Raw genomic sequence first — 26,502 nt, 5'->3', positions numbered from 1 at the left:
GTGACCGTTGGACATTGGACATTCGCGGGGCTACACAAGGTCAACAGCTATCGGAGGCCGACATGCCCGCACGCGACCTTAAAATCCCCGCGCAACGCCACCCGGAAAAGCAGCGCCGTCCGGATGCGCCGCAGCCCAAGAAACCTGATTGGATCAGGGTAAAGGCGCCGACGTCGGACGGTTACAAAGCGACGCGCGATATCATGCGTGAACACAAGCTGGTCACCGTATGCGAAGAGGCCGGGTGCCCCAATGTGGGAGAATGCTGGTCGCAGGGCCACGCGACGATGATGATCATGGGCGAGGTTTGTACCCGTGCCTGCACGTTCTGCAACATCGCGACCGGTAAGCCGCCCGAGGCGCTTGATGTATTCGAACCGGGCCGCGTCGCGGATGCTGTGAAAAAACTGGGGCTAAAACATGTGGTGATCACATCCGTTGATCGCGACGATGTCGAAGATGGTGGTGCGGAACATTTTGCCCAGACTATTCGGGCGGTGCGGCGCCAGTCACCGGGTACGACGATTGAAATTCTGACACCGGATTTTATCCGTTGCGATCCGGCGGTGCTGGAAGTCGTGGTCGCCGCGCGGCCGGATGTGTTTAATCACAATCTGGAGACTGTGCCGGGGCTGTACCCCGAGGTGCGGCCCGGCGCGCGCTATTTCCATTCTCTGCGCTTGTTGCAGCGGGTAAAAGAACTGGACCCGACAATGTTCACCAAGTCCGGAATTATGGTCGGGCTGGGCGAAGATCGACAAGCCGTTCTTCAGGTGATGGAAGATATGCGCGCTGCCGACATTGATTTCTTGACTGTCGGCCAGTACCTGCAGCCGACGCCAAAGCATCACAGGGTTGACCGTTTCGTCACCCCCGAGGAATTTGCGGCCTATGAAAAAACCGCATTTGGCAAAGGCTTTTTGATGGTGTCGGCAACCCCGCTCACCCGGTCATCATATCACGCTGGAGAAGATTTTGCGCGCCTGCGCGAGGCGCGCTTGAAAAAGCTCGGCCAAATCCAGCATTAGGGATGTGCGCGGAATTGAGAAACTGGGGCGGGGCGCGCAAAAGTTAGCCCTGCCCAAGTTTCACACCGAGACCGCGCCGTATCATGTGTTCCTGCGGACGCGCTGTCCCTTCGGCGATCATTTTGCGCCAATTTCAAAAGAAGTTTCCTTTGGCGCGATTTGACGCCAGAATCCCCGGTGATCGGCAGGTCACGGGCCAGCGGAATTGCATTACATGTGACGCGGCAATTTGATGAAATTTGTGACGTAATTCCTGCATTATTCCATGAGATCGAAGACAAAGAGCACAGTGCGGGGACCAGTTTTGACATGCAAAAAGCCAGTCCGGGTTTATGGGCTGTCATCGGTGAACCGGACCTTGCCGATGTACGGCAGGTTACGATTGCGCTGCGCAAAGTCGATGCCGTAGCCGACAACGAACTCATCGGGGATTTCAAAGCCGATCCAATGCGCCTTGAAATCGACCTCGCGGCGGGCGGGCTTGTCGAGCAGGGCAATCGTGCGCAGACGGGCCGGGTTACGGGTGCTGAGGAAGTGAGTGACGTGCGAAAGAGTGTGGCCAGTGTCAACGATATCTTCGACAACCAGCACATCGCGTCCTTCAATTTGACCGCGTAAGTCTTTGAGAATACGCACCTCTCGGCTGCTTTCGGTGCTGTTGCCATAACTTGATGCCTCGAGGAAGTCGACTTCCACGGGGAGATCAAGTTCGCGCACCAAATCCGCGATAAACACGAAAGAACCGCGCAGCAGTCCGACGACGACCAGTTTGTCGGTACCTGCGAATTCACCGCGAATATCGCGCGCAAGATCTTCGATCCTTGCGGCAATCGCCTTGGCGCTGATCATTTCGTCGATGACATAGGGACGTTGCGGCATGTGGGCCTCGGATTCAGGTAAGGGTTGATTTTCTGGGCAGAGTTTACGACATCCGTGCGTGAAGTCACCCGTGAAAGACCGTTTATGCCGACCCATTCCGAGACAAAGTTTCTGCCATATACTGCCCAGCAGATGTATGATCTGGTCGCTGATGTTGCCAGCTATCCTAAATTCCTGCCGTGGACGGCGGCAGCGCGCATTCGCAGCATAACCGATGCGGGCGAGAAGCAGGTGATGCTGGCCGATCTGGTTATTTCCTTTAGAGTGTTCCGGGAGACATTTGGCAGTCGGGTCACGCTGTGGCCGGGGATCAAGCGGATTGATACGGAATATCTGGATGGGCCGTTTCAGCACATGGAAAGTCAGTGGAATTTCAAGGATGTAGGGGGCGGTTGTGAAGTATCGTTTTTCGTCGATTTCGCGTTTCGCAATCGGTTGCTGCAGGGCGCTGCCGGAATGTTTTTCAACGATGCGATGCAGCGCGTTGTGCGGTCATTTGAACGCCGCGCGTCCGAGCTTTATGCATGAGTATTGAACAGCATCTTATCCGTCTGTCCCAAGGCGAGGGCGGCGTCGGGCCAACGGACCTGATGCGGCTGTGTCTGTTTGACTGGGCCGTGTGCGCCATAGCGGGACGGAATGAACCCGTGGCGCGTGTGCTGCGGGCACAGCTTTCGCATGATGAACAGCCAAATAGCGCGTCAGTCGTGGGAGGTGGCCGCGCGCCCGCACCGATGGCCGCGTTGATCAATGGCGCGATCGGGCACGCGCTTGACTACGATGATACGCATTTTGATCATATCGGGCATACCTCTGCGGTGATTTTTCCGACAGTTCTTGCCATGGCTGGGGCTGCGTCGGTGCAACAGACCGCTGACCTGCTTGAGGCGGCCGTTGTCGGGTCGGAGGCGGCGGTACGTGTGGGGCTGTGGCTGGGGCGCGGGCATTACCAGATCGGATTTCACCAAACGGCGACGGCAGGGGCTTTTGGGGCCTGCGTGGCTGCGGCACGGATGTCAGGGCTTGCGCCTGCCTTGGTCCGGCACGCCATTGGCCTTGCCGCGACGGGGGCGTCGGGGTTGAAAGGGCAGTTTGGCACGATGGGCAAGCCATTGAATGCCGGGCTTGCCGCGCGGTGCGGGGTCGAGGCGGCGCTATGGGCGCAGGCGGGGATGACATCGGACGCGGCCGGGCTGTCGGGGCTGTAAGGGTTTGGCGCGACCCATGCCGGGCGGGCTGATATGGCCGCATGGGATATGTCAGAAATTTGGAAAATTGCCCGTATCAGTCACAAGTTTCACGCCTGCTGCCATGGCTTGCACGCGATGCTGGAGGCACTTGCGGGGATCACCGGAGAGATTGACACAGTGACCGTTGCGACCCATCCGCGTTGGCTGACTGTGTGCCACAATCCAGCGCCACGGACCGGGTTGGAGTGTAAATTCTCCTATGCCATGACCGCCGCGATGTGTCTGTCCGGCGTTGATACGGCACGTATCGCGAACTTTAGCGACACCATGGCCAATGACCCTGCATTGATTGCGTTGCGGGATCGGGTCACGGTGCAGGACGATGATCGCCTGACCGAGATGCAGGCGCGTGTGACGGCGCGGTTTTCTGATGGGACCACGCAGGAGGCGTTCCACGATTTGAACGTGCCTTTGCCACTGGCCCAGCGCGCGGAACGGTTGACGCAAAAGGCCCGCGCCGTGGTCGGGCGGGCCTTGGCGGATGATTTATGGGCCGCAGTGCAGTCAGGCGATATTGGCGACCTGACTGCTTTTCTTGGGCGTGACTAGCTGTTGAATTCGTAAGCGCGTTCACCATGGACAGTGATGTCGAGGCCCATGACTTCGGTTTCTTGATCAACGCGCATGGGCGTGATCGCCTTGCAGATAAAGATGAGGGTGACGGTCACGACCGCCGTGAACGCCCCCACGATTGCCAGTGATCCCAGTTGCGCAACCCATGACCCTGCGCCGAAGGCCGCGATCATGATCGTTCCGAAGATACCGCCGACGCCGTGCACTGCGAAAACGTCCAATGTGTCGTCGATTTTGATTTTGCTGCGGATCAGCGCCACGGCTTCTTGACACAAGATACCTGCGATGCCGCCGATCATCAGCGCCTCAACCGGGCTGACGAAGCCGGACGCGGGTGTGATTGACGCAAGACCGGCAATCGTGCCAGTGACAAGGCCGACGAGCGACGATTTGCCGAACTTCACACGTTCCCACAGCGCCCATGTCAGCGAGGCCGCTGCCGCCGAAAGATGCGTGACTGTGATTGCCATTGCGGCCCCGCCATCGGCTGCCAGTTGTGAGCCGCCGTTAAAGCCAAACCAGCCGACCCAAAGCATTGCCGCACCGATCATCACCATGCCGGGATTGTGCGGCGGTTTGGACGGGTCGCGCCGAGGACCAAGAAAAACGACAAGGATCAGCGCCGCGAGACCGGCGGTTTGGTGGACAACGATACCGCCGGCAAAGTCCTTGACGCCGGTATCGCCAAATATCCCGCCATCAGCCAGAAAACCGCCCCCCCAGACCCAATGCACGACAGGTGCATAGCAAAGCAGCATCCAAAGCGATGAAAAGAGCAGGACAAATCCAAAGCCAATTCGTTCCACATAAGCACCGACGATCAGGGCAGGGGTGATGATGGCGAAGGTCATCTGAAACGCAAAGAACAGGATTTCAGGCAAGGTGCCCGCCAGCGTGTCGGCGTCGATGCCGGACAGGAACATCTTGTCCAGACCACCCCAGAATGCGTTGCCGCTGCTGCCAAAGGCGATGGAGTAGCCAAAGGCGAACCACAAAATGCTCATCAGACAGGCAATGGCGTAGCAGTGCATAAACACGCTGAGCACATTGCGCGCGCGCACAAGCCCGCCGTAAAACAGCGCCAACCCCGGCAATGTCATGAATAAAACAAGCGCCGTGGCCACGATGATCCACGCGGTATCCGCTCCGTTCATAGTCCCCTCCTGATTTGGGTTTTTTCGTTGATGGGGTTAGGAGGGATTCGATGTGCTGAGAAAAGCGGCCAATGGGTCTGAGGCCGCCTATCTTTGTTGCAATTCGCATCATGCAGTAATCTAGGGCGTATTTCCGGCCAGTTGCCTAATCTCTGGGCGCCAGTGAATCTACGGCGGTCAGAAGCAAGTGGAGCGCATGATCTTTTGCGGCAAGGCGCACATGGGCGCGTCCGCGCGCGCCAAAGTCGATTGTTTCACAGTGAACGCCCTGACGTGTGGCGATGCCAAAACAAACGCGTCCCTCGGGCTTATGCGCGGAACCGCCGGGGCCCGCGATGCCGGTGACGGCAACGGCAATGTGGGCGTCGGAATTTCGCAGCGCACCTGTGGCCATTTCTGCCGCGACCTGTTCAGATACGGCGCCGTGTGCATCAAGCGTTGCAGCCTGAACACCCAACATCTGCATCTTGGCTGCATTGGTATAGGTGACGAAACCCCGGTCATAAATCGCCGAACTGCCGGAGATATCGGTGATCGCTGCCGCAACCATGCCACCTGTGCAGCTTTCTGCGGTGGCGATCATGACGCCGCGCACTTTGGCGGCCCGCAGGAGGGCGTCTGCGCCCATCACATCAGACCGTGGTAAAGGCCAGCCAGCACCAGAACGCCGATGGCGGCAAACACACCTGCGATGACATCATCCAGCATCACGCCCATCGCGCCGTTCATCCGGTCGGCCCAGCCAATGGGGCCAAGCTTGGTGATGTCAAAGAAGCGGAACAAGGCAAAGGCCGCGATCCAACCCGGCCAAAGCGCTGTCATTGCGACATCGTTATTGGCGGCCCCAAATGCCAGCGGCAAAAGCGCAATCCACTGGCCCGCGACTTCGTCGATGACGATTTCAGACGGGTCATGGTTGTCTTTGCCGTGGGTCTCTTTTTGTGTGGCCCAGAGGCCAAGCAGGAAAGAGGCGAAAACCCCCGCGACCAGTCCCCAGGGGCCCGCGACGATATAGATTGCCCATGCGACGGGCAATGCGGCGAGCGATCCCCATGTGCCGGGGGCGGGGCGCATATGCCCGACATAAAAGAAGGTCGCGATCAGATGGGTCATGGTTTCACCAGTGTTACTGTTGCAATGGATGCGATGCCTTCGCCGCGACCGGTAAAGCCCAGCCGTTCCGAGGTCGTGGCCTTGACGCTGATGCGGTCGGCACCGATCCCGATGATCTGCGCCATGGCCGCCTTCATTGCGGTTTGGTGCGGGCCAACCTTGGGGTATTCGCAGACCAGAGTGCAGTCTGCGTTGCTGATCCGGTAGCCGTGTTGGGCGGCCAGGGCAACGGCATGGTCAAGGAAGATGTGACTGGCAGCGCCTTTCCACTGGGGATCTGACGGTGGAAAGTGCTGGCCGATGTCGCCCATGCCCAGCGCGCCATAGATGGCATCTGTCACCGCATGCATGCCGACGTCTGCATCCGAATGGCCTTGCAGGCTGCGATCGTGGGGCACTTTGACGCCGCAAAGCCAAACATGATCGCCCGGCCCAAAGCGGTGCACATCGTAGCCGTTGCCGCATCTGACATCCATGCCCAGTCCCATCAGTTTGGCCGCGCGGGCGAAGTCACCCGGCGTGGTGATTTTGATGTTCTCTTCATCGCCCGTCACGATGGCGACGTCCAGCCCCGCAGCGCGTGCAACCGCGACATCATCGGCGGCTTCATTGGCATTGGCGCGGTGCGCGGCAAGGAGCGGGGCAAGGTGGAACCCTTGCGGTGTCTGCGCGCGGTACAAACCGTCGCGGTTCTGGACGCCGGTCACCATATCATCGGCGCCTTGCCACAGCGCATCGGTCACGGCGACAGCGGGGGCCGCACCGGCGTGCGTATCGAGCGCGGCCAGGACGCGGTCGATGATCGGCGCGCTGATCAGTGGGCGGGCCGCGTCATGGATCAAGACGCGCGCAACCGTGCCTTCGATTGCCGTCAGTCCGGCAAGAACGGATTCGCGGCGCGTCGCCCCGCCGATGACAATTTCGACTGTCGCCCCAAGGATGGGCGGGCGATCATCAGGATGGATGACAAGGACCAATCGGTCAATGCCGGGGTGGTCGGCAAAGGCTTGTATCGCGTGGGCGGCAACGGTTCGGTCGCCAAGCTGTTGCCATTGTTTGGGGACGTCGCCTCCGGCGCGGGTGCCGCGGCCAGCGGCGACGATGATGGCGGCTGTGATCATGGGATGCCCGTTGTTGCGTATCAGCAGGTGTAGGGCGGTGGGCGCGGCGGCGCAATTCGTCAGTTTAACGCGCAATATGCCTAATTAATGGGCATATGCTATTTTTTGAGAATTTATGCGGCCGGGTTTCGTTGTAGATTTTGCCAAACCGCCCTAGGTCTACTGCAACGCACACCCCTTAGGCGAATGATTATTCAGTTGGCAAAAATAGAATCGCTTTTCCTTGACGACCTCGCCTTGCGGCCGCCAGTCGCGCTGGCGCCATTGGCCGGCATTACTGATTTGCCCTTTCGCCAGTTGGTTGCGTCTTTTGGTGTGGGCTGGGTGGTCAGCGAGATGGTCGCAAGTCAGGAAATGGTGCAGGCCAAACCCGGCGTCCGCGAGCGGGCAGAGTTGGGGTTCGATCAGGCCGGTACGGCGGTGCAGATCGCAGGTCGCGAGGCCTACTGGATGGCCGAGGCGGCCCGTATGGTTGCGGCAAACGGTGCGGCGATGATCGACATCAACATGGGGTGCCCGGCCAAGAAGGTGACCAATGGGTATTCAGGGTCGGCGCTGTTGCGCACGCCTGACCATGCGCTGACATTGATCGAGGCGGTCGTGAGTGCCGTTGATATACCGGTGACGCTGAAGACCCGGCTGGGGTGGGACGATGATTGTCTGAACGCCGCAGATGTGGCGCGACGGGCACAAGACGCAGGGATCAAGCTGGTCACCATTCATGGGCGCACAAGGTGCCAGTTTTATAAAGGTTCTGCTGACTGGGCGGCGATCCGTGCCATCAAGGACGCGGTGACGATCCCTGTGATTGCCAATGGCGATATCGTGGATGCGGGCACCGCGCGGCAAGCGTTGGACCTGTCGGGTGCGGATGGCGTGATGATCGGGCGCGGCGCGCAGGGGCGGCCTTGGGTTTTGGCGCAGGTGGCCGCAGCGCTGCATGGCACGCAGGCGCCAAATGTGCCGCACGGCCCCGATTTGATTGATATGGTGTGCGGGCATTACGAGGCGATGTTGTCGTTTTACGGTGAAGAAATGGGGCGCAAAGTGTCGCGCAAGCATTTGGGGTGGTACATGGACGATGCAGCAACCGCGCCGGGATTGCGCAAGGCAATTCTGACCCATGCAAATCCGCGCGACGTGCTGCGTGATCTTGCCGATGCCTTGTGCGCGGAGGCTGCGGCATGATTATTGATACCGCCCTGTGGTCATCGCTGCCGGTCCCGGCATTACTGCTGGACTGTGATGATTTGATCGTGTCCAGCAACCCGGCCGCAGAGACGTTCTTGAATCTGTCGGCCAAGACGCTGACCGGCCAACGGCTTTGGGAAAAGGTGATGATCGACGCGCCGCTTGAGGCACCTTTTGCAAGGGCGCGCAAAAACCGTACTTCGTTGTTTGTGAATGATGTGGATGTGGGCAGTGGTGAGCGGCCACCGATGCTGTGCAATATCCAGTTCGCGCCGCTGCAGGGGGCAGAAGGGGCGATGATCGTGATGATCAGCCCCCGCGAGATTGCCAGCCGCATCAATCAGAACCATTCTTCGGGCAAGGCTGCGAAATCGGCCATTGGTATGGCGGAAATGCTGGCCCATGAGATCAAGAACCCGCTGGCCGGGATCACCGGGGCCGCGCAATTGTTGTCGATGGGGCTGAGCACGGAAGATCAGGAATGGACGGATTTGATCGTCGAAGAAAGCCGCCGGATCGTCAAGCTGTTGGAGCAGGTAGAGCAATTCGGCAATCTGCGCCCGCCTGTTCTGAAACCGGTCAATATCCATGATGTGCTGGATCGTGCGCGGCAGTCCGCGGCGGTCGGTTTTGGTGCACATATGCTGTTCATCGAGGAATATGACCCGTCGCTGCCGCAGACGATGGCGGATGGGGATCAGCTGTTACAGGTATTCCTGAACCTTCTCAAGAATGCGGCCGAGGCGAACAAGCACGGTGGTGCGATCCGGCTGCACACATTCTATGACGCATCGTTGCGGGTGCGGCGGTCGGACGGCACGCAGGCGCGTCTGCCTTTGCAGGTTGAGATTATCGACGACGGGCCGGGCCTGCCGCGTGATATCGCCGACGATATTTTTGAACCCTTTGTATCGGGTAAGGAGAACGGCACGGGGCTGGGCCTTGCGCTGGTGTCAAAGCTGATCGGCGATGTCGGTGGCTGGATATCCGTGGATAGCGTGCCGGGCCGCACGGTATTTCGCATATCGCTGCCACTGGCGCCCAAAGACATTCAGACAGGAGATAACTAATGGACGGGACCGTTCTTGTTGCAGATGACGACCGCACGATCCGGACGGTACTGACCCAGGCGCTGACGCGCGCAGGGTGCAAGGTGCATGCCACGTCTTCGCTGGTCACGCTGATGCGTTGGGTCGAAGAGGGGAAAGGCGATCTGGTGATATCAGATGTGATGATGCCCGATGGAAACGGGCTTGAGCAATTGCCATTGATTGCCGCTGCGCGCCCTGGACTGCCGGTGATTGTGATCTCGGCGCAGAATACGATCATGACAGCCATTCAAGCGGCAGAAGCAGAGGCGTATGATTATCTGCCCAAGCCGTTTGACCTGCCCGATCTGATGAAACGCGCCGCCCGCGCGCTTGAGGTGAAACGCCGCGCACCGACCACCCGCAGCCCGGATATCAGGGCAACAGAGCAGGGGGGCGACCTGCCGCTGGTGGGCCGCACGGCTGTCATGCAGGCGCTGTACAGGCTGGTTGCACGGGTGATGAACACGCAGCTGGCGGTTTTGATTACAGGCGAAAGCGGAACTGGCAAGTCACTGATCGCGCGGGCGGTACATGATTTTTCCGATCGGCGCAGCCTGCCGTTTATCGTGGTATCGGCGGGCGATCTTGCGGGGATGGACGGGCCTTCGACGGTGCTGAGCCGTGCCAAGGGTGGGTCGATTCTGTTCGATGAGGTCAGCGATTTGACGGATGACGCGCAGGCGCGGATCGTCAGGATGCTTGATAGTCTGGGCGACAACGCACCGCGGATCATGGCGACGTCGCAGTCGGACCTGATGGCGCGCATGGAGGAGGGGCGGTTTCGCGAGGATCTGTTCTATCGGCTGAGTGGGGTGACGGTCGATGTGCCGTCATTGCGCGAACGGGTCGACGACATTCCGCTTTTGGCAGAACATTTTCTGGTACGGGCCGAACGCGATGGTGCGCCGGTACGTCGGTTTGGCGATGCGGCGCTTGATTTGGTGCGTGCCTATAGCTGGCCGGGCAATGTACGCCAGTTGGAAAACGCGGTGCGCCGGTTGGTTTTCACGTCCGCAGAAGAGGAAATCACCCGGTCCGAGGTCGAAACCGTCTTGGGCAATCAGCCCGCGATTGAGCCGCTGCGGTCGGGCAGTGAGGGTGAAAAACTGTCGGCAAGCGTCGGCAAGCATTTGCGCCGCTACTTTGACTTGCACGGGGGTGTGCTGCCGCCGCCGGGGCTGTATAATCGGATACTTAAGGAAGTTGAGGGGCCATTGATCGAAATTGCGTTGGACGCAACAGGCGGAAATCAGGCGAAATGCGCCGATTTATTGGGTATTAATCGAAATACCCTGCGCAAGAAGATCACAGACCTTGATATCCGCGTGACACGCCGCCGCAAATTGATGTAAAACCGCAACAGAACCGTGACCGCATTGCGTCACTGCTTTGGCAGGATCATGGAAAATTAGCGGTATCGTGGGGGTGACCCCGCCCCAATGACAGGTCCTTGCGCGTGCGCCGTACCCTTATGGGATTGAATTTAACGCGGTTTAGTCGCTGGCAACGCCAGCGCCATGTGCAAAGCGCGCTGACCGTCGGTCTGATGGTCTTGGGGCCAGCGCTGGCCGTTTTGACATATGCAGTCGTGGGACTGCTGGGCCGGGGTGCATCATCGCCGGAACTGCGGCTCGTGCTGCTGGCGGACCTTGTTTATGTATTGATCGTGGCGGCTGTCGTGATGCGACAGGTGGCGCGGATGGTCGCGGCACGCCGGGCCAAATCTGCCGGGTCGCGGTTGCACCTGCGGCTGACGGGGGTATTTGCCCTGTCGGCGCTGATCCCGACGGTGCTGGTCGCGGTGTTTTCTGTGTTGCTGATCTCGGTCGCGCTGGATGGGTTGTTTTCAGAGCCGGTTGGCAATGTGTTGCGAACGTCGCTGACAACCGCCCAAGCCTATGAAGAAGAGCACCGCCAGGAGCTGACCCGCGATGGGCGTGCATTGGCCGGGTATTTGAACAATGAACGTCAGGCCAACCTTTTCATGGATGACGGAGAGGTCCGCCGGGCCTTGGGCGATGTGCAGGCCCAGATCGAACGCGGGCTTAGTGAAGCGTTTGTGCTTGATGGTCTGGGCAATATTGCGGCCCGCGGGGCGCGATCGTATGAATTTGCCTATGAACGCCCCGGCCCCGCCGTGTTTGCGCAGGCTGACGCCACGGGGTTGGTCATTGTCGAGGACCTAGAGAACAATGAATTCCGCGCGTTGATCCCGCTTTCCGCGTTTCGGGACCGATATCTTTATGTCACGCGTCAGGTCGATGGCAATGTGCTGTCTTTGCTTGACGATACGACGGAAACCGTCGTCCAATACGAAGAACTGGCGACGGCACAGGGCCAGTTGCTGTTCCAGTTTGGCCTCCTTTATCTGGGGTTTGCGGTGATCCTGATCCTTGTCGCGATTTGGCTGGGGCTATGGTTTGCCGAGCGTCTGGCGCGGCCCGTCGGACGCCTTGTGCTGGCGTCACAACGGGTGGGTTCGGGTGATCTTGATGTCAGGGTGATCGAGGATGACGGTGACGATGAGATTTCACAGCTGGGCCACTATTTTAACCAGATGACCAGCCAGTTGAAGGGGCAACGTGACGAGCTGTTGGAAACCAATCGACTGACAGAACGTCGGCGGCGGTTGTTTGACTCCGTGCTCAGCTCGGTGACGTCTGGGGTTGTCGGTCTGGACGAAGACGGGCGGGTGACGTTTGTAAACCCATCAGCCGGGCGGTTGTTATCGGTGGGCCATGATCAGGCCGATAATGCGCTGTCTGTGGCGATCCCCGAATTTGCCGCCTTGTTCGAGCGGGTGCGCAGCGCGGAAAGCGAGAGCGTGCAGGATCAGATCAATCTGGTCCGTAAGGGGCAGCAGGAAAGTCTGCTGGTGCGCATGTCGCCAAGACGCAATGCCGATGGCGCGCTTGAAGGATATGTGGTTGCCTTTGATGATGTGACTGATCTGGTGAGCGCGCAGCGGATGGCCGCCTGGGGGGATGTCGCGCGGCGTATTGCGCATGAGATCAAGAACCCGCTGACCCCGATCCAGCTGTCAGCAGAACGGATCAAGCGCAAGTTCAGCGGGCAGGTCGGTGCAGATTCCGACAAGCTGGAGCAGATGACAGATATTATTGTGCGTCAAACCAATGACCTGCGACGTATTGTTGATGAGTTTTCAAAATTCGCCCGGATGCCCGAGCCCCACCTGACAATGAGTGATCTGACCAAACTGGTCACCGACGCGGTTGCCTTGCAGATGGCGGGTTTGCCCGATGTGACCATTGCCGCATATCTGCCCAAAGAGGCGGTGCTGGCAGAGTTGGACGGGACGATGATCAGTCAGGCCTTGACCAACCTGATCAAAAACGCCGGTGAGGCCACCGAAACATATGCCGGACAACACAGAACAGAGGACTATCAGCCGCAGATCCGGGTGCAGATGACCCAAAGCGGGGGGCATGTCACGATCACGATACAAGACAACGGGATCGGACTGCCCGAAGACCGCGCGCGGCTGTTCGAACCCTATGTGACGACGCGAGACAAGGGCACCGGGCTTGGCCTGCCTATTGTCAAGAAAATTATCGAAGAACACGCCGGGACGCTGACGCTGACCGACGCAGAAATATTCGAAGGGCAGGACCATGCCGGTGCCTGTGCAATGATCCAACTTCCTGTGGCGCCAGCGCGCGCGCAGGCCACGAAAATACCAGCATGAGGGCGATGATGGGCGATATTCTAATCACCGATGACGAACGCGATATCCGAGAGCTGATTGCAGATATCCTGCAAGATGAAGGATTTACAACCCGTCTTGCCGGGACATCTGATGAATGTATGGCGCAGATCGCAAGTGTGCCGCCTGCATTGATGATCCTGGATATCTGGCTGAAAGACAGCAATATGGACGGGATTGATATTCTTAAATCGGTCAAGCGCGACCATCCGGACATCCCCATCGTGATCATCTCGGGCCATGGCAATATCGAGATCGCGGTCGCCGCGATTAAGCAGGGTGCCTATGATTTCATCGAAAAGCCTTTCAATATTGACCAGCTGTTGGTGGTGATCAGGCGGGCGATGGAAACATCACGCCTGCGCCGGGAGAATATTGAACTCAAACGTGGCGAAGTGGTCGCCACCGAGATGCTGGGTGATAGTGCCGCGTTCCGGACGCTGAAATCGCAGTTGGACAAGGTGACGAAGTCCAATGGCCGGGTTATGTTGACCGGACCAGCGGGCGCAGGCAAAGAAATCGCTGCGCGCTATATCCACGCCCATTCGAACAGGTCTTCGGGCCCGTTCATCACGGTGAATTCGGCGTCGATTGCGCCTGACCGCATGGAAGAGGTGTTGTTTGGTCGCGAGGACAGCGGGCGCGGGATCGAGCCGGGACTGCTGGAAGAGGCGAACGGCGGCGTGATCTACTTTGACGAAATCGCTGACATGCCGATCGGTACCCAGTCGAAAATCCTGCGTGTGCTGGTGGATCAGCGGTTTCAGCGGGTCGGGGGGACGGACAAGATACAGGTCGACCTGCGGGTGATTTCCAGCACGAACCGCGACCTGCCGATGGCTATTGAAGCCGGGACGTTCCGCGAAGAGCTATATAACCGTTTGAACGTCGTTCCAATTCCGGTGCCTTCGCTTGACGAACGGCGCGAGGATATTCCCGTTCTCGCAGAATATTTCATTGAGGTGTTCAACAAAGTCCAGGGCCTGCCACTGCGGGCATTGGCGGATGACGCCCGTGCACTATTGCAGACAATGCTGTGGCCGGGCAATGTGCGCCAGTTGAAGAACGTTGTCGAACGTGTTCTTATCCTTGGAGAAAGTACCGGTAAAATCTGCGCCAAAGAGCTGCCGGCTGCGGATGAGTCTGGCGGCGAAGAGGGGCGGATTTTGCTGGCCGGCGGGCTTGCGACCCTGCCGCTGCGTGAAGCCCGCGAGCTGTTTGAGCGTGAATATTTGCTGACGCAGATCAATCGCTTTGGCGGCAATATTAGCCGCACGGCGTCGTTTGTGGGAATGGAACGTTCGGCATTGCACCGGAAGCTGAAGTCGTTAGGTGTCGTGACGACAAATAAAGCGGGCGGTCGTGTCGCCTATGTTGAAGGCGAAGCATAATGAAAGTGATCATCTGTGGTGCCGGGCAGGTGGGCTGGCAGATTGCCCGCCACCTATCGGGCGAAAACAACGATGTCACTGTTGTGGACAACAACCCAGAACTGGTGCGGCGCGCGACCGATACGCTGGATGTGCAGGGGATTTCTGGTTTCGCCAGCCACCCCGATGTGCTTGAGCGGGCAGGCGCGCGTGACGCCGATATGATCATCGCAGCGACCCATTCCGACGAGGTGAACATGGTCACCTGTCAGGTCGCGCATTCGGTCTTTTCGATCCAGCGCAAGATCGCACGGCTGCGGGCCCAAAGTTACCTAGATGCGATTTATTCAGATCTTTATCGGCGCGAACACCTGCCCATTGACGTTGTGATCTCACCTGAAAAAGAGGTGGCCGAAGCCGCGTTGCAGCGGCTTGCAGCACCGGCGGCGTTCGACACGGAAAGCTTTCTGGAAGGCAGCGCGCAGCTTTTGGGGATCACGATTGACGACGACTGCCCGGTGATCAACACACCGTTGCGGCAGTTGACGGACCTCTTTTCGACATTACGCGCGATCGTTGTCGGCATCCGCCGTGATGGCGCGCTTTTTGTTCCCTCGGCGGGTGACCAGATATTCCCCGGTGACGATTGTTATATTTTTACCCATACCGAGGATATGACCCGCACGTTGGAGATTTTCGGAAAAACCCAGTCGAAACAAGAGCGGATTGTGATTATCGGTGGCGGAAACGTCGGGTTGGGCGTGGCCAAGGCGCTCGAAGCGCGCACCGACCGTGTCCGGGTCAAGATGATTGAAAAGCAGCGGGACTGTGCGGAACGCGCCGCAGATGCCCTTGACCGGACAATCGTATTGCATGGTGACGGGCTTGACAGTGCATTGTTGGAAGAAGCGAATATTTCCACGGCAGATGCTGTTCTGGTGGTGACCGATGATGACAAGACGAACCTGCTCGCATCGGTTCGGGCCAAAGAAATGGGCTGCAAGATGGCGATTTGCCTGATCAATGATCCAACTTTGGTGCCACTGATGGGGCCGCTGGATATTGACGCATATATCAATCCACGCGCCACTACGGTCAGTTCAATTCTGCGCCATATCCGGCATGGTCGCGTGCGCGGCGTTTATTCGATCGGTGATGCCGAGGCGGAATTGATCGAAGCGCAAGTGCTGGGCACATCGCCCATCGCAGGGCAAAAGATTAAAGAGATCGCGTTTCCGGAAGGAACGCTGATCGGGGGGATCATGAAGCAGGGCAAAGTTGTCAAGCCCACTGCCGAGACCCGGATTGACGAGGGGGATGTGATTGCAATTTTTGCAATGGCCGACGATGTGCCCGAAGTTGAACGGCTCTTGCAGGTCACGATAGACTTTTTCTGATGGGTTGGATCACGCGCCTGCCTTTTTTCGTGGTCCTGATGGGACTTGGCGCGATTGCGATGATCGTGCCCGCAATCCACGGCGCCATCATGGAAGACTTCAACACAATGCGCGTGTTCTTCTATGGGTTTATCCTGTTTTCAATCCTGACGCTGATTGTTGGTTTGACGACGGCCGGATATGCACCGCAAAACGTCGCGCGCAGTCAATTAATCGGTTTGCTGTCCGCCTTTACGCTATTGCCGATGATATTCGCGGTGCCATTCTATGAGGCCGTCGGCAATACGACCTATCTTGATGCGTGGTTTGAGATGGTATCGAGTTTCACCACCACGGGGGCCTCTGTCTATGAGAACGCCGGTCGGCTGACCCCCTCACTGCACTTGTGGCGGGCGCTCGTGGGTTGGCTGGGCGGCTTGTTGGTCTGGGTGACGGCGGTGTCGATTTTTGCGCCCATGAACCTTGGTGGTTTTGAGGTGCGCGCGACGACCAATATCGGCAAAGGGTCCAGTACATCGTTCACGCAAATCGCACGCATTGCTGATCCGTCTGAACGGATGGTGCGCTACACGCTGTCGCTGACGCCCATCTATGTTGGGTTGACGTTTTTGCTTTGGGTCGGCTTGGTCATCATGGGCGAGTTTCCGTACATCGCGCTGTGCCATGCGATGTCGACGCTTTCGACGTCGGGGATCTCGCCGATTGGGGGTCTTTACTACGCAGCATCGCGGTTCTGGGGCGAACTGTTGGTCTTTGTCTTTTTCGCATTTGCGCTTTCACGACTGACGTTCAGCCGTGGTTTGATTGGCGAGGCCGGGCAGGGACTGCGCCGCGACCCGGAGTTTTTGACAGCGATCTTCCTGATCGGGTCTGTGACGGCCCTTTTGTTCATCAGGCACTTTGTCGGTGCCGCTGATAGTCCATCGGGAACAAACCTAGGTGCCAGTTGGCAGGCGCTTTGGGGGGCCTTGTTTACGGTCACGTCGTTTCTGACGACCACAGGTTTTGAATCGCACTACTGGGGCGGGGCCGCGAACTGGTCCGGACTTGAGACACCGGGCCTGTTTCTGATCGGTCTGGCCCTGATTGGTGGCGGTGTGGCGACCACGGCAGGCGGTGTGAAACTGCTGCGTATCTACGCGCTTTTCCGGCACGGCCAGCGCGAGCAGGAACGGTTGGTGCATCCTTCATCCGTTGGTGGTGGTGGCCGTGAGGCGCGACGGATTCGCAAGCAGGGTGCCTATATTTCCTGGATATTCTTTATGCTGTTTGCGATCAGCATTGCTGTTGTCATGCTGCTGCTGTCGCTGACGGGTGTTCAGTTTGAGACATCAATGGTGCTGGCTGTTTCGGCGCTGTCGACCACGGGGCCACTGGCCGCTGTCGCGGCTGAGACGCCGATTTCGTATTCCGGCATCCCTGATGCAGCAAAGATTGTCCTTGCCGCAGCGATGGTGCTTGGACGTCTTGAAACGCTGGCAATCATCGCGCTGTTTAATCCCGAAATCTGGCGTCGGTAGTGCCCTGAAAGAACGCAGTTATTTTGGGCTGGAAAGTCCTGAAAGGGCGCGACATACTACAAGATGAACACGGGGGGCCGATACGCGGCCGCAAGAACAAAAAAAGGGGTCCGTTATGGCTGCCGATAAGGCAAATCTTCAAGATGCTTTTCTGAACCATGTCCGCAAGACGAAGGTGCCTGTGACGATCTTTCTGGTTAATGGTGTGAAATTGCAGGGTGTTATCACGTGGTTTGACAGCTTTTGTGTGCTTTTGCGCCGCGATGGTCAGTCCCAGCTTGTGTATAAGAGTGCGATTTCGACAATCATGCCGGCTCAGCCCATAAGCCTGTATGAAGGCGAAGAATAATCGCCATGGAACACGATAGGCCCAGAACACGGGCCTGGGTGCTGCACCCCGAGCTCAAGTCCGACCAAAGCCGCAGAGCATCCGAGCCTGCGCTGGAAGAAGCTGTGGCGCTTGCCGCCGCGCTGCCCAACCTAGAGGTTGTGGGGGCCACGGTCGTGCGATTGCCGCGCATGCGTGCCGGCATGTTATTTGGCAAAGGCAAGATAGAAGAGCTGCGCCTGGCGATGTCGCAAGCCGAGGTGGAACTGGTGCTGATCGACGGCCCGGTCAGCCCGGTGCAGCAGCGGAACCTTGAAAAAGCCTGGAGCGTCAAGGTGCTGGATCGTACAGGGTTGATCCTGGAAATCTTCAGTGATCGGGCGCGGACGTCTGAAGGTGTGTTGCAAGTCGAAATGGCGGCGCTGTCTTATCAGCGGACGCGTCTGGTGCGTGCCTGGACCCACCTTGAACGCCAACGCGGTGGATTGGGGTTTGTGGGTGGCCCCGGCGAGACACAGATCGAAGCGGACCGCCGTGCAATTGATGACCAACTGGGCAGTTTGCGCCGGCAATTGGCCAAGGTTGTCAAAACGCGGGCTTTGCATCGCGCGGGACGTGCCAAGGTGCCGTTCCCGATCGTCGCGCTTGTTGGCTATACCAATGCCGGGAAATCCACTTTGTTCAACCGGCTGACCGGGGCAGATGTTTTTGTCAAGGACATGCTGTTTGCGACGCTCGACCCAACGATGCGCAAGATCGTGTTACCTGCCGGAGATGAGGTGATCATGTCCGACACGGTGGGTTTCATCAGCGATTTGCCGACAGAACTAGTCGCTGCATTCCGCGCCACGTTGGAAGAGGTCTTGGATGCCGATCTGATCGTGCATGTCCGCGACATCAGTCACGCGCAAAGTGATGAGCAGGCACAGGATGTCACTGCGATTTTGCGCAGTCTTGGTGTACCGGAAGACGCCCCAATGCTGGAGGTTTGGAACAAGATTGACCTGTTGGACGATGAAGACCGGGCGTCTGTTGTTGTCACGGCTGAGCGTAAAGATACGATCTTTGCGACCTCTGCAGTGACAGGTGAAGGCATTGATGCGCTCCTTGATGCGATATCAGAAAAGTTGCGGGACCCGCGTACCGCAGAGGTGCTGACCATCGGTTTTGGTGAGGGGCGCAAGCGGGCTTGGCTGTTTGACGCGGGTATTGTCACTGACGAACTGCCGACCGATGATGGGTATGTCATCAAAGTGCTTTGGACGGCGCTGCAAAAGGAACGTTTTGCGCGGTTGTAGGTGCGATCAGGCCGCGCATTCCTGCATGGCCGGGGTCCAAAATACCAACCGACCCCGACCGGTGTTCTTGGCGACGTAAAGTGCACTATCCGCGCGCTTAAATGCGTTTTCGTTCGTCTCGTCCTTGCGCCGCAGTGAGGCGCCCAAAGATAACGTCAGTTTCACCGGAATTGGATGGTCTTCGATGGGAACGATAATTGGTCTGGTGAGCCGTTTGGCCAAGGCGCTAACCTGCCGTTCCGTGGCATTGGGCAGGAACGAAGCGAATTCTTCACCGCCGATCCGACCGATGATGTCAGTGTCGCGTGTAATGTTGCGCAACTGGTCCGCGATGGCCTGCAGGCAGGCATCACCTGCGGCGTGCCCGTATGTATCGTTGATCAGCTTGAAATGATCAGCGTCGATGACAAGCAGGTAGCCGCTTGCCGCTTCGGTACTTCTTTCAAGAAAGGCACGGCGGTTCGGTAGTTCCGTCAGGAAATCGGTCATGGCCAGCGTGGCCAGTTTTAGCTGCAGACGATCCAGATACGTAAAAAGCACGAAAGCGACCCCAACAAACGGTGCCGCCACAAGGTTGGACAACAAAAACCGCTGGCCAAACGGCAGCATATGCTCAGGCCCAACGATAATAGCTTCAAACAAAAATGTCAGGAGATGGATAGCCACCATGATTGCGCCCGGTTTCAGCACATAATCGCAGGTCCGCCTGATCGCGAACCAAGGAATGGCTTTGGGGATGAGCAATGACTGACGCATGGTCAGACATGAATAGCGGCAAAAACCTTACGTAATCGTTAACGGAGACGAACAATCAGTTGGCTGGCCGTAGCCATGTCACACCAACGGCTGCGGCACGTGCCAGTTCAGGATCAAGCGACATCGGGATATATTCACCGCGACGCCACAGTTCGCCAAGATTGTCGTAGTAGCGCGACAGCGGATGGCCCGACTGACCGGTTGCCGTCACAAAAACAGAACTGCCAGGGTCGGCGAAATCATAGACGCCGCGATATCCGGCGGCGTGCACGTTCTGAAACGGAGCAGGGCCGGTGCCCGATGTCCGGCCGCGTTGCAATGTGTGATCGCCACCACTGGTGGATTGCCGGATATTCACGAACCAGTTCAACAGCGGCGTGTCACCCAGAACCGGGTGGTCATGGGTGGCCTGATGGGCGTCGCCCCAGCGCACTGCCTCTATCGCGGCGCCGTGGTGTTCCATGATCCAGATCAGCGCATCGTCCAGCGACTGCCGGGCGATGTCTGTGCAGGTCTCGACCGGGGCCGACTGGATGACATCGCACCATACGTCGGCATCGTCGATGTCACGCAGGACCCGCTCGATGAACACAGGGTCGGCATGGGTGAATTCGGGCGCAAGCGGCCCAAGTTCATCGCGGATGAGCCGTTTGTGAAATTCGCGGAGCCACGCCGCGTAGATCAGGGGCTCTGGCAAATGTTCGTTCATCTCGCCGTTCCAGGCTGATAACAGATCAAGCGCGATCTGGCGCCGTCGTTCGGGCGTTCCGTCGGGTGCTGCGTCGCCGGTGTACCACAGGTTGGCCCCCATCAATGTCAGCAGGCTCCGCGCGGTAAAGCTGACGGTATCAAGCTGCGCCTCGATGAAGCTGTCGCGCGTATGTACTTCGCGTGCCTGCATCAGCCGACGCCAACGATTGACCCGCTGCGTGTCGCCCCAGCGGTACGAGACATGCAATGGAAAGGGCCGGTCGACCGTTTTGTTGTTGGTATTGCCGATAATGCCGCCTTCGGGGTCCCTGAATTCTGGATTGGCGCTATAGGGAAACCGGCCCTGCCAGCGGTTTTCAGGTAAATACCCGTATGATGGGAACCGCCCCTGACTTTGATGCTGGGCGTCGCGTGCGGGCAGGGCGCCGATGGTTTTCATGGCAATCCGGTTGCGATCCGCAAGGGTCAAATTCTGCGCTGGCGCAATATAGGTTTCGCCCGCAGCAATCGCAGAGTCGACAGTACGCGCGCGCATAATCGCCATGGCCGATGACATGCTGGGGTCGCGGTCTGACAGTGCGCTCCAGGCGATAGCGGTGACGTGGCCCTGTGGCGTGATCGTGCCAAGGTCAAACTGGCTGGCGGGCATCACAGGCCCATTGGCGGTCCACCGCAAGCGGAGCGTCACGGCGGGCGCGCCTTTGACGGTGATGATGCTGTCACGACTGCGAAATGGAACCCAACCATCGGGGCTGCGGTATTCGTTTGGGTTGGTTGGATTGACTTCCTCGATCAAAACATCCTGATCGTCAACGTAAGCAGATGTCAGACCCCAACCAAGATCGGCGCTGCGGCCCGACAAAACCACCGGCATGCCGGGAATGGTCCCGCCGATAACGCCGCCCGACGACAGCTCTAGCCGGGCAAGATACCAGATTGTCGGCGCCGTCAGACCCAAATGCGGATCATTCGCCAAAAGCGTGGCACCGCGCGCGGATCGCTGGGCATTGGCAGCCCATGCATTGGATGCCCCAGCGAGTTCAATAGGCTTGATCGGCGAGAGCGGATCAAATGGCATACGGGTGTTTTCGGCATAGATCGGTACGTCATGTATCAGGCTGGCGTAGGCAGGCAGTGCCGCAACCCCGGTGGTCGGATCATCAGGCATGATGTCTTTCAGCCTGTCATTCCCGATCAGCAGCGATGTCCGCGCGCGCAAGACTTCATTTTCCAGATGCGACGTCAATTGCAAGGCCATCAGTTTCAGAATCGCAAGGGAATCGGCGGGTTGCCAAGGCGCAATGGGATGGTTGAATAGCCACATTTCCGGCGCACCGCGACCGCGCGCGCCGTTGTTCACCTCGGCGAGCCAGGCATTTACGCCGCCGGAATAGGCTGTCAGCGCCGCTTTGGTCTGGTCATCCTGTGCCGCGACCGACGACACGGCGAGCGTGTACAAGTCAAAGCGGCGCAGGACTTCGTCAATACCGACCGTGCGCGTCCCAAACAGTTCCGACAGACGGCCCTGTGCGGTGCGCCGCAGCATTGTCATCTGCCAAAGGCGGTCCTGTGCATGGGCATAGCCAAGCGCGAAATAGACATCATCATCAGTGGCACCAAAGATATGTGGCACATTTGCATTGTCGCGCACAATCTCGACCGGGGCACCAATGCCAGCGACGGTGCTTTGGGCGTTGTAATCGGGCAAGGATCGCGCGGCGAAATAATAGCCCAGCACAAACACCGCAACGGACAGAACGATCAAAGTCGTTGCCAGCCGCACCAGCCAGCGAAAGATCAGTGCCATATTGTTCCCCATGTTTCCCGTCCGCCCCTTGTAGCAAGGCGGACGGTAAGAACAAGCTAGCGTTCGGGGATCAACCCGCGTGGGCTAAATCGCAGTACCAGCAACAACACCACGCCCATCGTGAGGAGCCGCATGTGTGCCGCCGACTCGATCATACCGAGTTTGAGCGCACTGCCGTCTTCCAAGCCACTGCTGAGCAGGTTCATCAGACCAAGCCCGATCGGTTCCACCTCAACCCAGAGCCACCAGACCAGAAAACCGCCCAGCACCGCACCGAAGTTGTTGCCAGAGCCGCCGACGATAACCATCACCCAGATCAGGAAGGTAAAGCGCAGTGGCTGATAGGTGCCCGGCGTCAATTGACCGTCCAGCGTCGTCATCATCGCACCCGCAATGCCACAGATCGCAGAGCCAAGAATGAAAATTTGCAGGTGGCGTGCGGTCACATCTTTGCCCATCGCCTCGGCCGCGACCTCGTTGTCGCGGATCGCGCGCATCATCCGGCCCCACGGGCTGTTGAGGGCCTTTTGTGCCAGCCAAAGCAGTATGAGCAAGACAATGGTAAACAAGACCGCATAGCCAAGCTTTGTATAGAGTGTTGAGGCCGTTACCGGATCAAGCCCCAGACCTGCGGCGCGTTCAACAAACGAAGGGTCTTGCTGGAGTGTGACCTCGTAGGGGACGGGCCGTGGCAGGCCGATCACGTTCTTCACGCCGCGCGCGAGCCAGTCTTCGTTCTTCATCACGGCGATGATGATTTCGGCAATCCCCAAGGTGGCAATCGCCAAATAGTCAGAACGCAGACCCAGTGCGGTTTTGCCAATGATCCAGGCAGCCCCAGCCGCAAACAGGCCGCCAACGGGCCAAGAGAGCAGGATGAACAGATCGGGTTGCGGCAAATCACTTGGCGCACGCATCTGCGCCCCGAAGTTAAGCCCGCCCAGATAGCCGGTTGATGCAGGATTAACCGCTTCGATCGCGTTCACACCGCCGTCAAATACAGCTCGAAAGATGAAAAAACCAACGATCAGGATAGCAATGGTGACCAAGGTGCGCCTGCGCCCCTTGAGACGTTTTTGCGCAAATACCGCTGCAATCACAGTGCCCGCGCCCATCATCAAGCCAAGGATCACCCGCAGGCCGCCTGCGGACCATGCCTCGCCTACCGGCGGCATCGCCACGACAACCGTGGCAAGCCCGCCAAGAGCCACGAACCCCATGATCCCGATGTTGAACAGGCCGGCAAAGCCCCACTGCAAGTTTACGCCCAACGCCATGATGGCCGAAATCAGGCCCATGTTCACGATCAAGAGCGCAGAGTTCCAGCCTTGGACCATACCGGTGCCAATGATCAGCAGACCGACAAAGCCGAAAAGAAGGGAATTTTTCAGTGCGGGGTTCATACGGATTGTCCCTTGAAAAGGCCGGTCGGTTTGAACAACAATACGACAATCAAGATCGCAAAGCTGACGGCAAATTTATAGTCGGTGGACAGCAACTGAACGAGCGCGTCCGGCTCAAGGTTGCTTGGCATCAGATAAACCAGCACTTTTTTCCATGCGTAGGTAATCGTTACCTCGCTGAAGGCGATTACGAAGCCGCCTGCGATGGCACCCAACGGACTGCCAAGGCCACCAACGATGGCCGACGCGAAGATAGGCAGCAGAAGTTGGAAATAGGTGAAGGCCTTGAAAGACTTATCAAGCCCGTAGAGCACTCCGGCGGTCGTGGCGAGTGCTGCGACGAGGATCCAGGTGACCTTGACCACCTTGTCGGGGTTGATACCTGACAGCAGCGCCAAATCTTCATTGTCCGAAAAAGCCCGCATGGATTTACCGGTGCGGGTCTTGTTCAAAAACCAAAACAGAAGCGCGACGACCACAACAGCCACCACCACTGTGATCGCCTGTGTGGTCTTGATCGCAAGACCTTCGTCGAGGCCGGTCATCGTCTTAAAGTCCCGGGCAGTTATTATAAAACGCTCGCCATCCGCAAAACGGATGTCCTGGACCCCGATGGCAAACCGGACAACGCCATTCATCACGAACATCACACCCATCGACACGATCACCAGAATAACCGGCGATGCCTTTTGGTCGCGGTAAAACTGGTAGACCAGCCAATCAATGAACAAGACCAGCAGGCAGGTTGCCGCGATCCCAAAGGGCAGGGCGAGAAGGGCCGTCGGCAAGGGGCCAAATGTAATGCCAAGCGCCAGAAGCAGGCCCGTGAATTTGATCGTCATGGCGGTGCCAAAGGCCATTGTGTCGCCATGTGCAAAGTTCGAAAATCGCAAAATTCCGTAGATCAGGGTCACGCCCAATGCGCCGATGGCAAGCTGGGCACCGTAGGCAAGGCCCGGCACGATGACGAAGTTGGCAAGAGCCACAAGGGCGTTTAAGAAATCCATGTGCAGGTCCCCAGTGGCGTTGGCGTTGTCATATTCGCACTGTTAATTTTTTTCATCATCCGCCCAAGAAACTCCGCCGGACTTCGGGGTTTGCCAATAGCTCTTTGCCAGTGCCGGTGTGGGCGTTGCGCCCTTGGACCAGAACATAGGCTTTATCCGCAATTTCAAGCGCTTGGCGGGCGTTTTGTTCCACCATCAGAATCGGGATGCCGGTGCGGGCAACCTCGATGATCCGGTCAAAGAGTTCGTCCATCACAATGGGGCTGACGCCCGCAGTAGGTTCGTCCAGCATCAGCACCTTTGGTTTGGTCATCAGCGCGCGACCGACAGCCACCTGTTGCCGCTGGCCGCCCGAAAGCTCTCCGGCGGGCTGATTGCGTTTTTCCTTCAGGATAGGAAACAGGTCATAGACCTGTGTCATCGTATCGCGAAAATCGTCGCGGCGGATAAAGGCGCCCATCTCAAGGTTCTCTTCCACCGTCATCGAGGTGAAGATATTCGCGGTTTGCGGGACAAAGCCCATACCCTTTACAACCCGCTGTTGCGGCGTGAGTTTGGTGATATCCTCACCGTCCAGCCGCACAGCGCCACTGTTGACGTTCAGCATTCCGAAGATAGCCTTCATCGCAGTGGATTTACCCGCGCCGTTGGGGCCAACGATCACGGCAATTTCACCTTTTTCGGCTGCAATCGTGCAACCATGAAGAATATCGGGGCCTTTGCCATAGCCGCCGGTCATGGCCTCGCCGATCAAAAATGGATCACTCACGGGTTAAAGTACTCCGACATGAAGGGCAGATAGGTCGTCAACGTGTCGCGCATCAGCGCTTGTTCTGACGAATCTGCGTAATTTTGGTAGATAAACCAAAGCGTTAAAACAGCGCCCAGGATCATCCCCAGCAGGATGGTAAGGATAAATCGGGTCATGCGCCCACCTTGTCTTTGTTTTTCAGGCCAGTGCCAAGATACGCCTCGATGACGTGCTCATTGGCTTTGATCTCGTCCAGCGTCCCTTCGGCCAGCACATGACCTTCGGCCATGCAAATGACGGGGTCGCAGAGCCGGCCAATGAAATCCATATCGTGTTCAATGACGACAAACGTGTAGTTGCGTTCCTTGTTCAGCCTGATGATCGCGTCACCGATGGTATTGAGCAGAGTGCGGTTCACGCCCGCGCCGACCTCATCCAGAAATACGATGCGCGCGTCGACCATCATGGTGCGGCCCAGTTCGAGCAGCTTTTTCTGACCACCGGACAGGTTGCCCGCTTTTTCATCCTTGAGGTGTTCGATCGTCAGGAATTCGATCACCTCATCGGCTTTGGCCTGCAGCGCGCGTTCTTCCTCAGCGATGCGTTTACGGCCGAACCATGTGTTCCACAGCGTTTCGCCGGACTGGTTGCCGGGGACCATCATCAGATTTTCACGCACGGTCATCGACGAAAATTCGTGCGCAATCTGAAAGGTGCGCAACAGACCCTTATGGAACAGCGCGTGCGGCGGCAGGCCGGTGATGTCTTCGCCCAACATGGTCACACGACCTGATGTTGGCTTAAGAACGCCAGCTATCACATTGAACAGGGTGGTTTTTCCGGCACCATTGGGGCCAATCAAACCGGTGATTGTACCTTCCTCTATCCGTAGAGATGCGCCATCTACAGCGCGAAAACCACCAAAGGTTTTCACCAGATTTTCAACAACGATCATGTCCGTCCCCCTGGGGTACGCAGTTTTTTATGCGTTTATTTTGGGAAACGGCGCAGTCGCCTGCGCCGTTTCAAC

The 26,502-nt window shown here is 58.1% G+C and carries 25 protein-coding genes; 13 read left to right on the top strand and 12 right to left on the bottom strand.

What is annotated here, in order from left to right:
* The first annotated feature begins 62 nt into the window (after positions 1-62).
* Positions 63-1,028 carry a lipoyl synthase gene (lipA, locus tag QZ196_RS09690; protein WP_296425873.1) on the top strand — a complete coding sequence of 322 codons (966 nt, stop codon included), beginning with the start codon at positions 63-65 and terminating at the stop codon, positions 1,026-1,028.
* A 330-nt stretch (positions 1,029-1,358) separates the two neighbouring features.
* Here lipA and hpt read toward each other — a convergent pair whose 3' ends face one another.
* Positions 1,359-1,907, bottom strand: coding sequence for a hypoxanthine phosphoribosyltransferase (gene hpt / locus QZ196_RS09685; protein ID WP_296425872.1), 549 nt, complete (start codon positions 1,905-1,907; stop codon positions 1,359-1,361).
* Between the two features lie 84 nt (positions 1,908-1,991).
* On the opposite strand from hpt, the gene QZ196_RS09680 reads away from it, so the two are divergent.
* Genes QZ196_RS09680 through QZ196_RS09670 form a run of 3 tightly spaced genes read left to right on the top strand, consistent with a single transcriptional unit; the run spans position 1,992 to position 3,706 of the window.
* The gene (locus QZ196_RS09680) at positions 1,992-2,435 is read left to right on the top strand and encodes a type II toxin-antitoxin system RatA family toxin (protein ID WP_296425871.1); all 444 of its coding nucleotides are present in this window, start codon (positions 1,992-1,994) and stop codon (positions 2,433-2,435) included.
* The gene (locus QZ196_RS09675; RefSeq protein WP_296425870.1) at positions 2,432-3,115 is read left to right on the top strand and encodes an MmgE/PrpD family protein; all 684 of its coding nucleotides are present in this window, start codon (positions 2,432-2,434) and stop codon (positions 3,113-3,115) included. Before QZ196_RS09680 ends, QZ196_RS09675 begins: the two co-directional genes overlap by 4 nt.
* 48 nt (positions 3,116-3,163) lie before the next feature.
* A complete protein-coding gene (locus QZ196_RS09670; RefSeq protein WP_296425869.1) occupies positions 3,164-3,706 on the top strand; it encodes a hypothetical protein in 543 nt (180 codons plus the stop codon).
* Here QZ196_RS09670 and QZ196_RS09665 read toward each other — a convergent pair.
* The 4 genes from QZ196_RS09665 to QZ196_RS09650 all read right to left on the bottom strand — a co-directional run bounded on the left by QZ196_RS09665 (position 3,703) and on the right by QZ196_RS09650 (position 7,118).
* Positions 3,703-4,884, bottom strand: coding sequence for an ammonium transporter (locus QZ196_RS09665; RefSeq protein WP_296425868.1), 1,182 nt, complete (start codon positions 4,882-4,884; stop codon positions 3,703-3,705). The two genes, QZ196_RS09670 and QZ196_RS09665, sit on opposite strands and share 4 nt — an antisense overlap.
* A 145-nt stretch (positions 4,885-5,029) precedes the next feature.
* The gene (locus tag QZ196_RS09660) at positions 5,030-5,512 is read right to left on the bottom strand and encodes a CinA family protein (RefSeq protein ID WP_296425867.1); all 483 of its coding nucleotides are present in this window, start codon (positions 5,510-5,512) and stop codon (positions 5,030-5,032) included.
* On the bottom strand, positions 5,512-5,997 hold the full coding sequence (locus tag QZ196_RS09655; protein ID WP_296425866.1) for a phosphatidylglycerophosphatase A: 486 nt from the start codon (positions 5,995-5,997) through the stop codon (positions 5,512-5,514). The genes QZ196_RS09660 and QZ196_RS09655 overlap by 1 nt, the downstream gene beginning before the upstream one ends.
* Complete coding sequence (locus QZ196_RS09650; RefSeq protein ID WP_296425865.1) at positions 5,994-7,118, bottom strand: bifunctional 2-C-methyl-D-erythritol 4-phosphate cytidylyltransferase/2-C-methyl-D-erythritol 2,4-cyclodiphosphate synthase; 1,125 nt, start codon at positions 7,116-7,118, stop codon at positions 5,994-5,996. The genes QZ196_RS09655 and QZ196_RS09650 overlap by 4 nt, the downstream gene beginning before the upstream one ends.
* A 186-nt stretch (positions 7,119-7,304) precedes the next feature.
* Here QZ196_RS09650 and dusB point away from each other — a divergent pair, with 186 nt between their 5' ends.
* The 9 genes from dusB to hflX all read left to right on the top strand — a co-directional run bounded on the left by dusB (position 7,305) and on the right by hflX (position 19,037).
* Complete coding sequence (dusB, locus tag QZ196_RS09645) at positions 7,305-8,306, top strand: tRNA dihydrouridine synthase DusB (protein WP_296425864.1); 1,002 nt, start codon at positions 7,305-7,307, stop codon at positions 8,304-8,306.
* Positions 8,303-9,379 carry an ATP-binding protein gene (locus tag QZ196_RS09640; RefSeq protein WP_296425863.1) on the top strand — a complete coding sequence of 359 codons (1,077 nt, stop codon included), beginning with the start codon at positions 8,303-8,305 and terminating at the stop codon, positions 9,377-9,379. The genes dusB and QZ196_RS09640 overlap by 4 nt, the downstream gene beginning before the upstream one ends.
* Complete coding sequence (locus tag QZ196_RS09635) at positions 9,379-10,752, top strand: response regulator (RefSeq protein WP_296425862.1); 1,374 nt, start codon at positions 9,379-9,381, stop codon at positions 10,750-10,752. The genes QZ196_RS09640 and QZ196_RS09635 overlap by 1 nt, the downstream gene beginning before the upstream one ends.
* A 119-nt stretch (positions 10,753-10,871) precedes the next feature.
* On the top strand, positions 10,872-13,106 hold the full coding sequence (locus tag QZ196_RS09630) for a PAS domain-containing sensor histidine kinase (RefSeq protein ID WP_296425861.1): 2,235 nt from the start codon (positions 10,872-10,874) through the stop codon (positions 13,104-13,106).
* 8 nt (positions 13,107-13,114) lie between these two features.
* The gene (locus QZ196_RS09625) at positions 13,115-14,515 is read left to right on the top strand and encodes a sigma-54 dependent transcriptional regulator (RefSeq protein ID WP_296425860.1); all 1,401 of its coding nucleotides are present in this window, start codon (positions 13,115-13,117) and stop codon (positions 14,513-14,515) included.
* The gene (trkA, locus tag QZ196_RS09620) at positions 14,515-15,891 is read left to right on the top strand and encodes a Trk system potassium transporter TrkA (RefSeq protein WP_296425859.1); all 1,377 of its coding nucleotides are present in this window, start codon (positions 14,515-14,517) and stop codon (positions 15,889-15,891) included. The genes QZ196_RS09625 and trkA overlap by 1 nt, the downstream gene beginning before the upstream one ends.
* On the top strand, positions 15,891-17,411 hold the full coding sequence (locus tag QZ196_RS09615) for a potassium transporter TrkG (protein ID WP_296425856.1): 1,521 nt from the start codon (positions 15,891-15,893) through the stop codon (positions 17,409-17,411). Before trkA ends, QZ196_RS09615 begins: the two co-directional genes overlap by 1 nt.
* A 115-nt stretch (positions 17,412-17,526) precedes the next feature.
* Positions 17,527-17,760, top strand: coding sequence for an RNA chaperone Hfq (hfq, locus tag QZ196_RS09610; protein ID WP_007204924.1), 234 nt, complete (start codon positions 17,527-17,529; stop codon positions 17,758-17,760).
* A 5-nt stretch (positions 17,761-17,765) separates the two neighbouring features.
* Positions 17,766-19,037, top strand: coding sequence for a GTPase HflX (gene hflX, locus QZ196_RS09605; protein ID WP_296425848.1), 1,272 nt, complete (start codon positions 17,766-17,768; stop codon positions 19,035-19,037).
* 6 nt (positions 19,038-19,043) lie between these two features.
* Here hflX and QZ196_RS09600 read toward each other — a convergent pair whose 3' ends face one another.
* The 7 genes from QZ196_RS09600 to QZ196_RS09570 are packed head-to-tail and all read right to left on the bottom strand — an operon-like array spanning position 19,044 to position 26,427.
* The gene (locus QZ196_RS09600; RefSeq protein ID WP_296425847.1) at positions 19,044-19,793 is read right to left on the bottom strand and encodes a GGDEF domain-containing protein; all 750 of its coding nucleotides are present in this window, start codon (positions 19,791-19,793) and stop codon (positions 19,044-19,046) included.
* A 55-nt stretch (positions 19,794-19,848) separates the two neighbouring features.
* Positions 19,849-22,311 (bottom strand): penicillin acylase family protein, encoded by a 2,463-nt coding sequence (locus QZ196_RS09595; RefSeq protein WP_296425846.1) that lies wholly within the window; start codon positions 22,309-22,311, stop codon positions 19,849-19,851.
* A 56-nt stretch (positions 22,312-22,367) separates the two neighbouring features.
* Positions 22,368-23,714, bottom strand: a complete 1,347-nt coding sequence (locus tag QZ196_RS09590; RefSeq protein ID WP_296425845.1) for a branched-chain amino acid ABC transporter permease — start codon at positions 23,712-23,714, stop codon at positions 22,368-22,370.
* Positions 23,711-24,721, bottom strand: coding sequence for a branched-chain amino acid ABC transporter permease (locus QZ196_RS09585; protein ID WP_296425844.1), 1,011 nt, complete (start codon positions 24,719-24,721; stop codon positions 23,711-23,713). The genes QZ196_RS09590 and QZ196_RS09585 overlap by 4 nt, the downstream gene beginning before the upstream one ends.
* A 55-nt stretch (positions 24,722-24,776) precedes the next feature.
* Positions 24,777-25,490 carry an ABC transporter ATP-binding protein gene (locus tag QZ196_RS09580; protein ID WP_296425843.1) on the bottom strand — a complete coding sequence of 238 codons (714 nt, stop codon included), beginning with the start codon at positions 25,488-25,490 and terminating at the stop codon, positions 24,777-24,779.
* Positions 25,487-25,648: a hypothetical protein gene (locus QZ196_RS09575; RefSeq protein WP_296425842.1), complete on the bottom strand. Its 162-nt coding sequence runs from the start codon at positions 25,646-25,648 to the stop codon at positions 25,487-25,489. Before QZ196_RS09575 ends, QZ196_RS09580 begins: the two co-directional genes overlap by 4 nt.
* Entirely contained in the window at positions 25,645-26,427 is a 783-nt protein-coding gene (locus QZ196_RS09570) for an ABC transporter ATP-binding protein (protein ID WP_296425841.1), read from the bottom strand. Before QZ196_RS09570 ends, QZ196_RS09575 begins: the two co-directional genes overlap by 4 nt.
* Positions 26,428-26,502 lie beyond the last annotated feature (75 nt).

It is taken from the genome of Yoonia sp. (genome assembly GCF_017854565.1).
In the GTDB taxonomy this organism is placed as follows: Bacteria; Pseudomonadota; Alphaproteobacteria; order Rhodobacterales; family Rhodobacteraceae; genus Yoonia.
This window is presented reverse-complemented; position numbering and strand designations above follow the sequence as displayed.

Excerpts from the sequence above, each read along its gene's own strand:
- lipA (WP_296425873.1), top strand. The coding sequence starts at position 63 with ATGCCCGCACGCGACCTTAAAATCCCCGCGCAACGCCACCCGGAAAAG.
- hpt (WP_296425872.1), bottom strand. The coding sequence starts at position 1,907 with ATGCCGCAACGTCCCTATGTCATCGACGAAATGATCAGCGCCAAGGCG.
- QZ196_RS09680 (WP_296425871.1), top strand. The coding sequence starts at position 1,992 with ATGCCGACCCATTCCGAGACAAAGTTTCTGCCATATACTGCCCAGCAG.
- QZ196_RS09675 (WP_296425870.1), top strand. The coding sequence starts at position 2,432 with ATGAGTATTGAACAGCATCTTATCCGTCTGTCCCAAGGCGAGGGCGGC.
- QZ196_RS09670 (WP_296425869.1), top strand. The coding sequence starts at position 3,164 with ATGTCAGAAATTTGGAAAATTGCCCGTATCAGTCACAAGTTTCACGCC.
- QZ196_RS09665 (WP_296425868.1), bottom strand. The coding sequence starts at position 4,884 with ATGAACGGAGCGGATACCGCGTGGATCATCGTGGCCACGGCGCTTGTT.
- QZ196_RS09660 (WP_296425867.1), bottom strand. The coding sequence starts at position 5,512 with ATGGGCGCAGACGCCCTCCTGCGGGCCGCCAAAGTGCGCGGCGTCATG.
- QZ196_RS09655 (WP_296425866.1), bottom strand. The coding sequence starts at position 5,997 with ATGACCCATCTGATCGCGACCTTCTTTTATGTCGGGCATATGCGCCCC.
- QZ196_RS09650 (WP_296425865.1), bottom strand. The coding sequence starts at position 7,118 with ATGATCACAGCCGCCATCATCGTCGCCGCTGGCCGCGGCACCCGCGCC.
- dusB (WP_296425864.1), top strand. The coding sequence starts at position 7,305 with ATGATTATTCAGTTGGCAAAAATAGAATCGCTTTTCCTTGACGACCTC.
- QZ196_RS09640 (WP_296425863.1), top strand. The coding sequence starts at position 8,303 with ATGATTATTGATACCGCCCTGTGGTCATCGCTGCCGGTCCCGGCATTA.
- QZ196_RS09635 (WP_296425862.1), top strand. The coding sequence starts at position 9,379 with ATGGACGGGACCGTTCTTGTTGCAGATGACGACCGCACGATCCGGACG.
- QZ196_RS09630 (WP_296425861.1), top strand. The coding sequence starts at position 10,872 with ATGGGATTGAATTTAACGCGGTTTAGTCGCTGGCAACGCCAGCGCCAT.
- QZ196_RS09625 (WP_296425860.1), top strand. The coding sequence starts at position 13,115 with ATGGGCGATATTCTAATCACCGATGACGAACGCGATATCCGAGAGCTG.
- trkA (WP_296425859.1), top strand. The coding sequence starts at position 14,515 with ATGAAAGTGATCATCTGTGGTGCCGGGCAGGTGGGCTGGCAGATTGCC.
- QZ196_RS09615 (WP_296425856.1), top strand. The coding sequence starts at position 15,891 with ATGGGTTGGATCACGCGCCTGCCTTTTTTCGTGGTCCTGATGGGACTT.
- hfq (WP_007204924.1), top strand. The coding sequence starts at position 17,527 with ATGGCTGCCGATAAGGCAAATCTTCAAGATGCTTTTCTGAACCATGTC.
- hflX (WP_296425848.1), top strand. The coding sequence starts at position 17,766 with ATGGAACACGATAGGCCCAGAACACGGGCCTGGGTGCTGCACCCCGAG.
- QZ196_RS09600 (WP_296425847.1), bottom strand. The coding sequence starts at position 19,793 with ATGCGTCAGTCATTGCTCATCCCCAAAGCCATTCCTTGGTTCGCGATC.
- QZ196_RS09595 (WP_296425846.1), bottom strand. The coding sequence starts at position 22,311 with ATGGCACTGATCTTTCGCTGGCTGGTGCGGCTGGCAACGACTTTGATC.
- QZ196_RS09590 (WP_296425845.1), bottom strand. The coding sequence starts at position 23,714 with ATGAACCCCGCACTGAAAAATTCCCTTCTTTTCGGCTTTGTCGGTCTG.
- QZ196_RS09585 (WP_296425844.1), bottom strand. The coding sequence starts at position 24,721 with ATGGATTTCTTAAACGCCCTTGTGGCTCTTGCCAACTTCGTCATCGTG.
- QZ196_RS09575 (WP_296425842.1), bottom strand. The coding sequence starts at position 25,648 with ATGACCCGATTTATCCTTACCATCCTGCTGGGGATGATCCTGGGCGCT.
- QZ196_RS09570 (WP_296425841.1), bottom strand. The coding sequence starts at position 26,427 with ATGATCGTTGTTGAAAATCTGGTGAAAACCTTTGGTGGTTTTCGCGCT.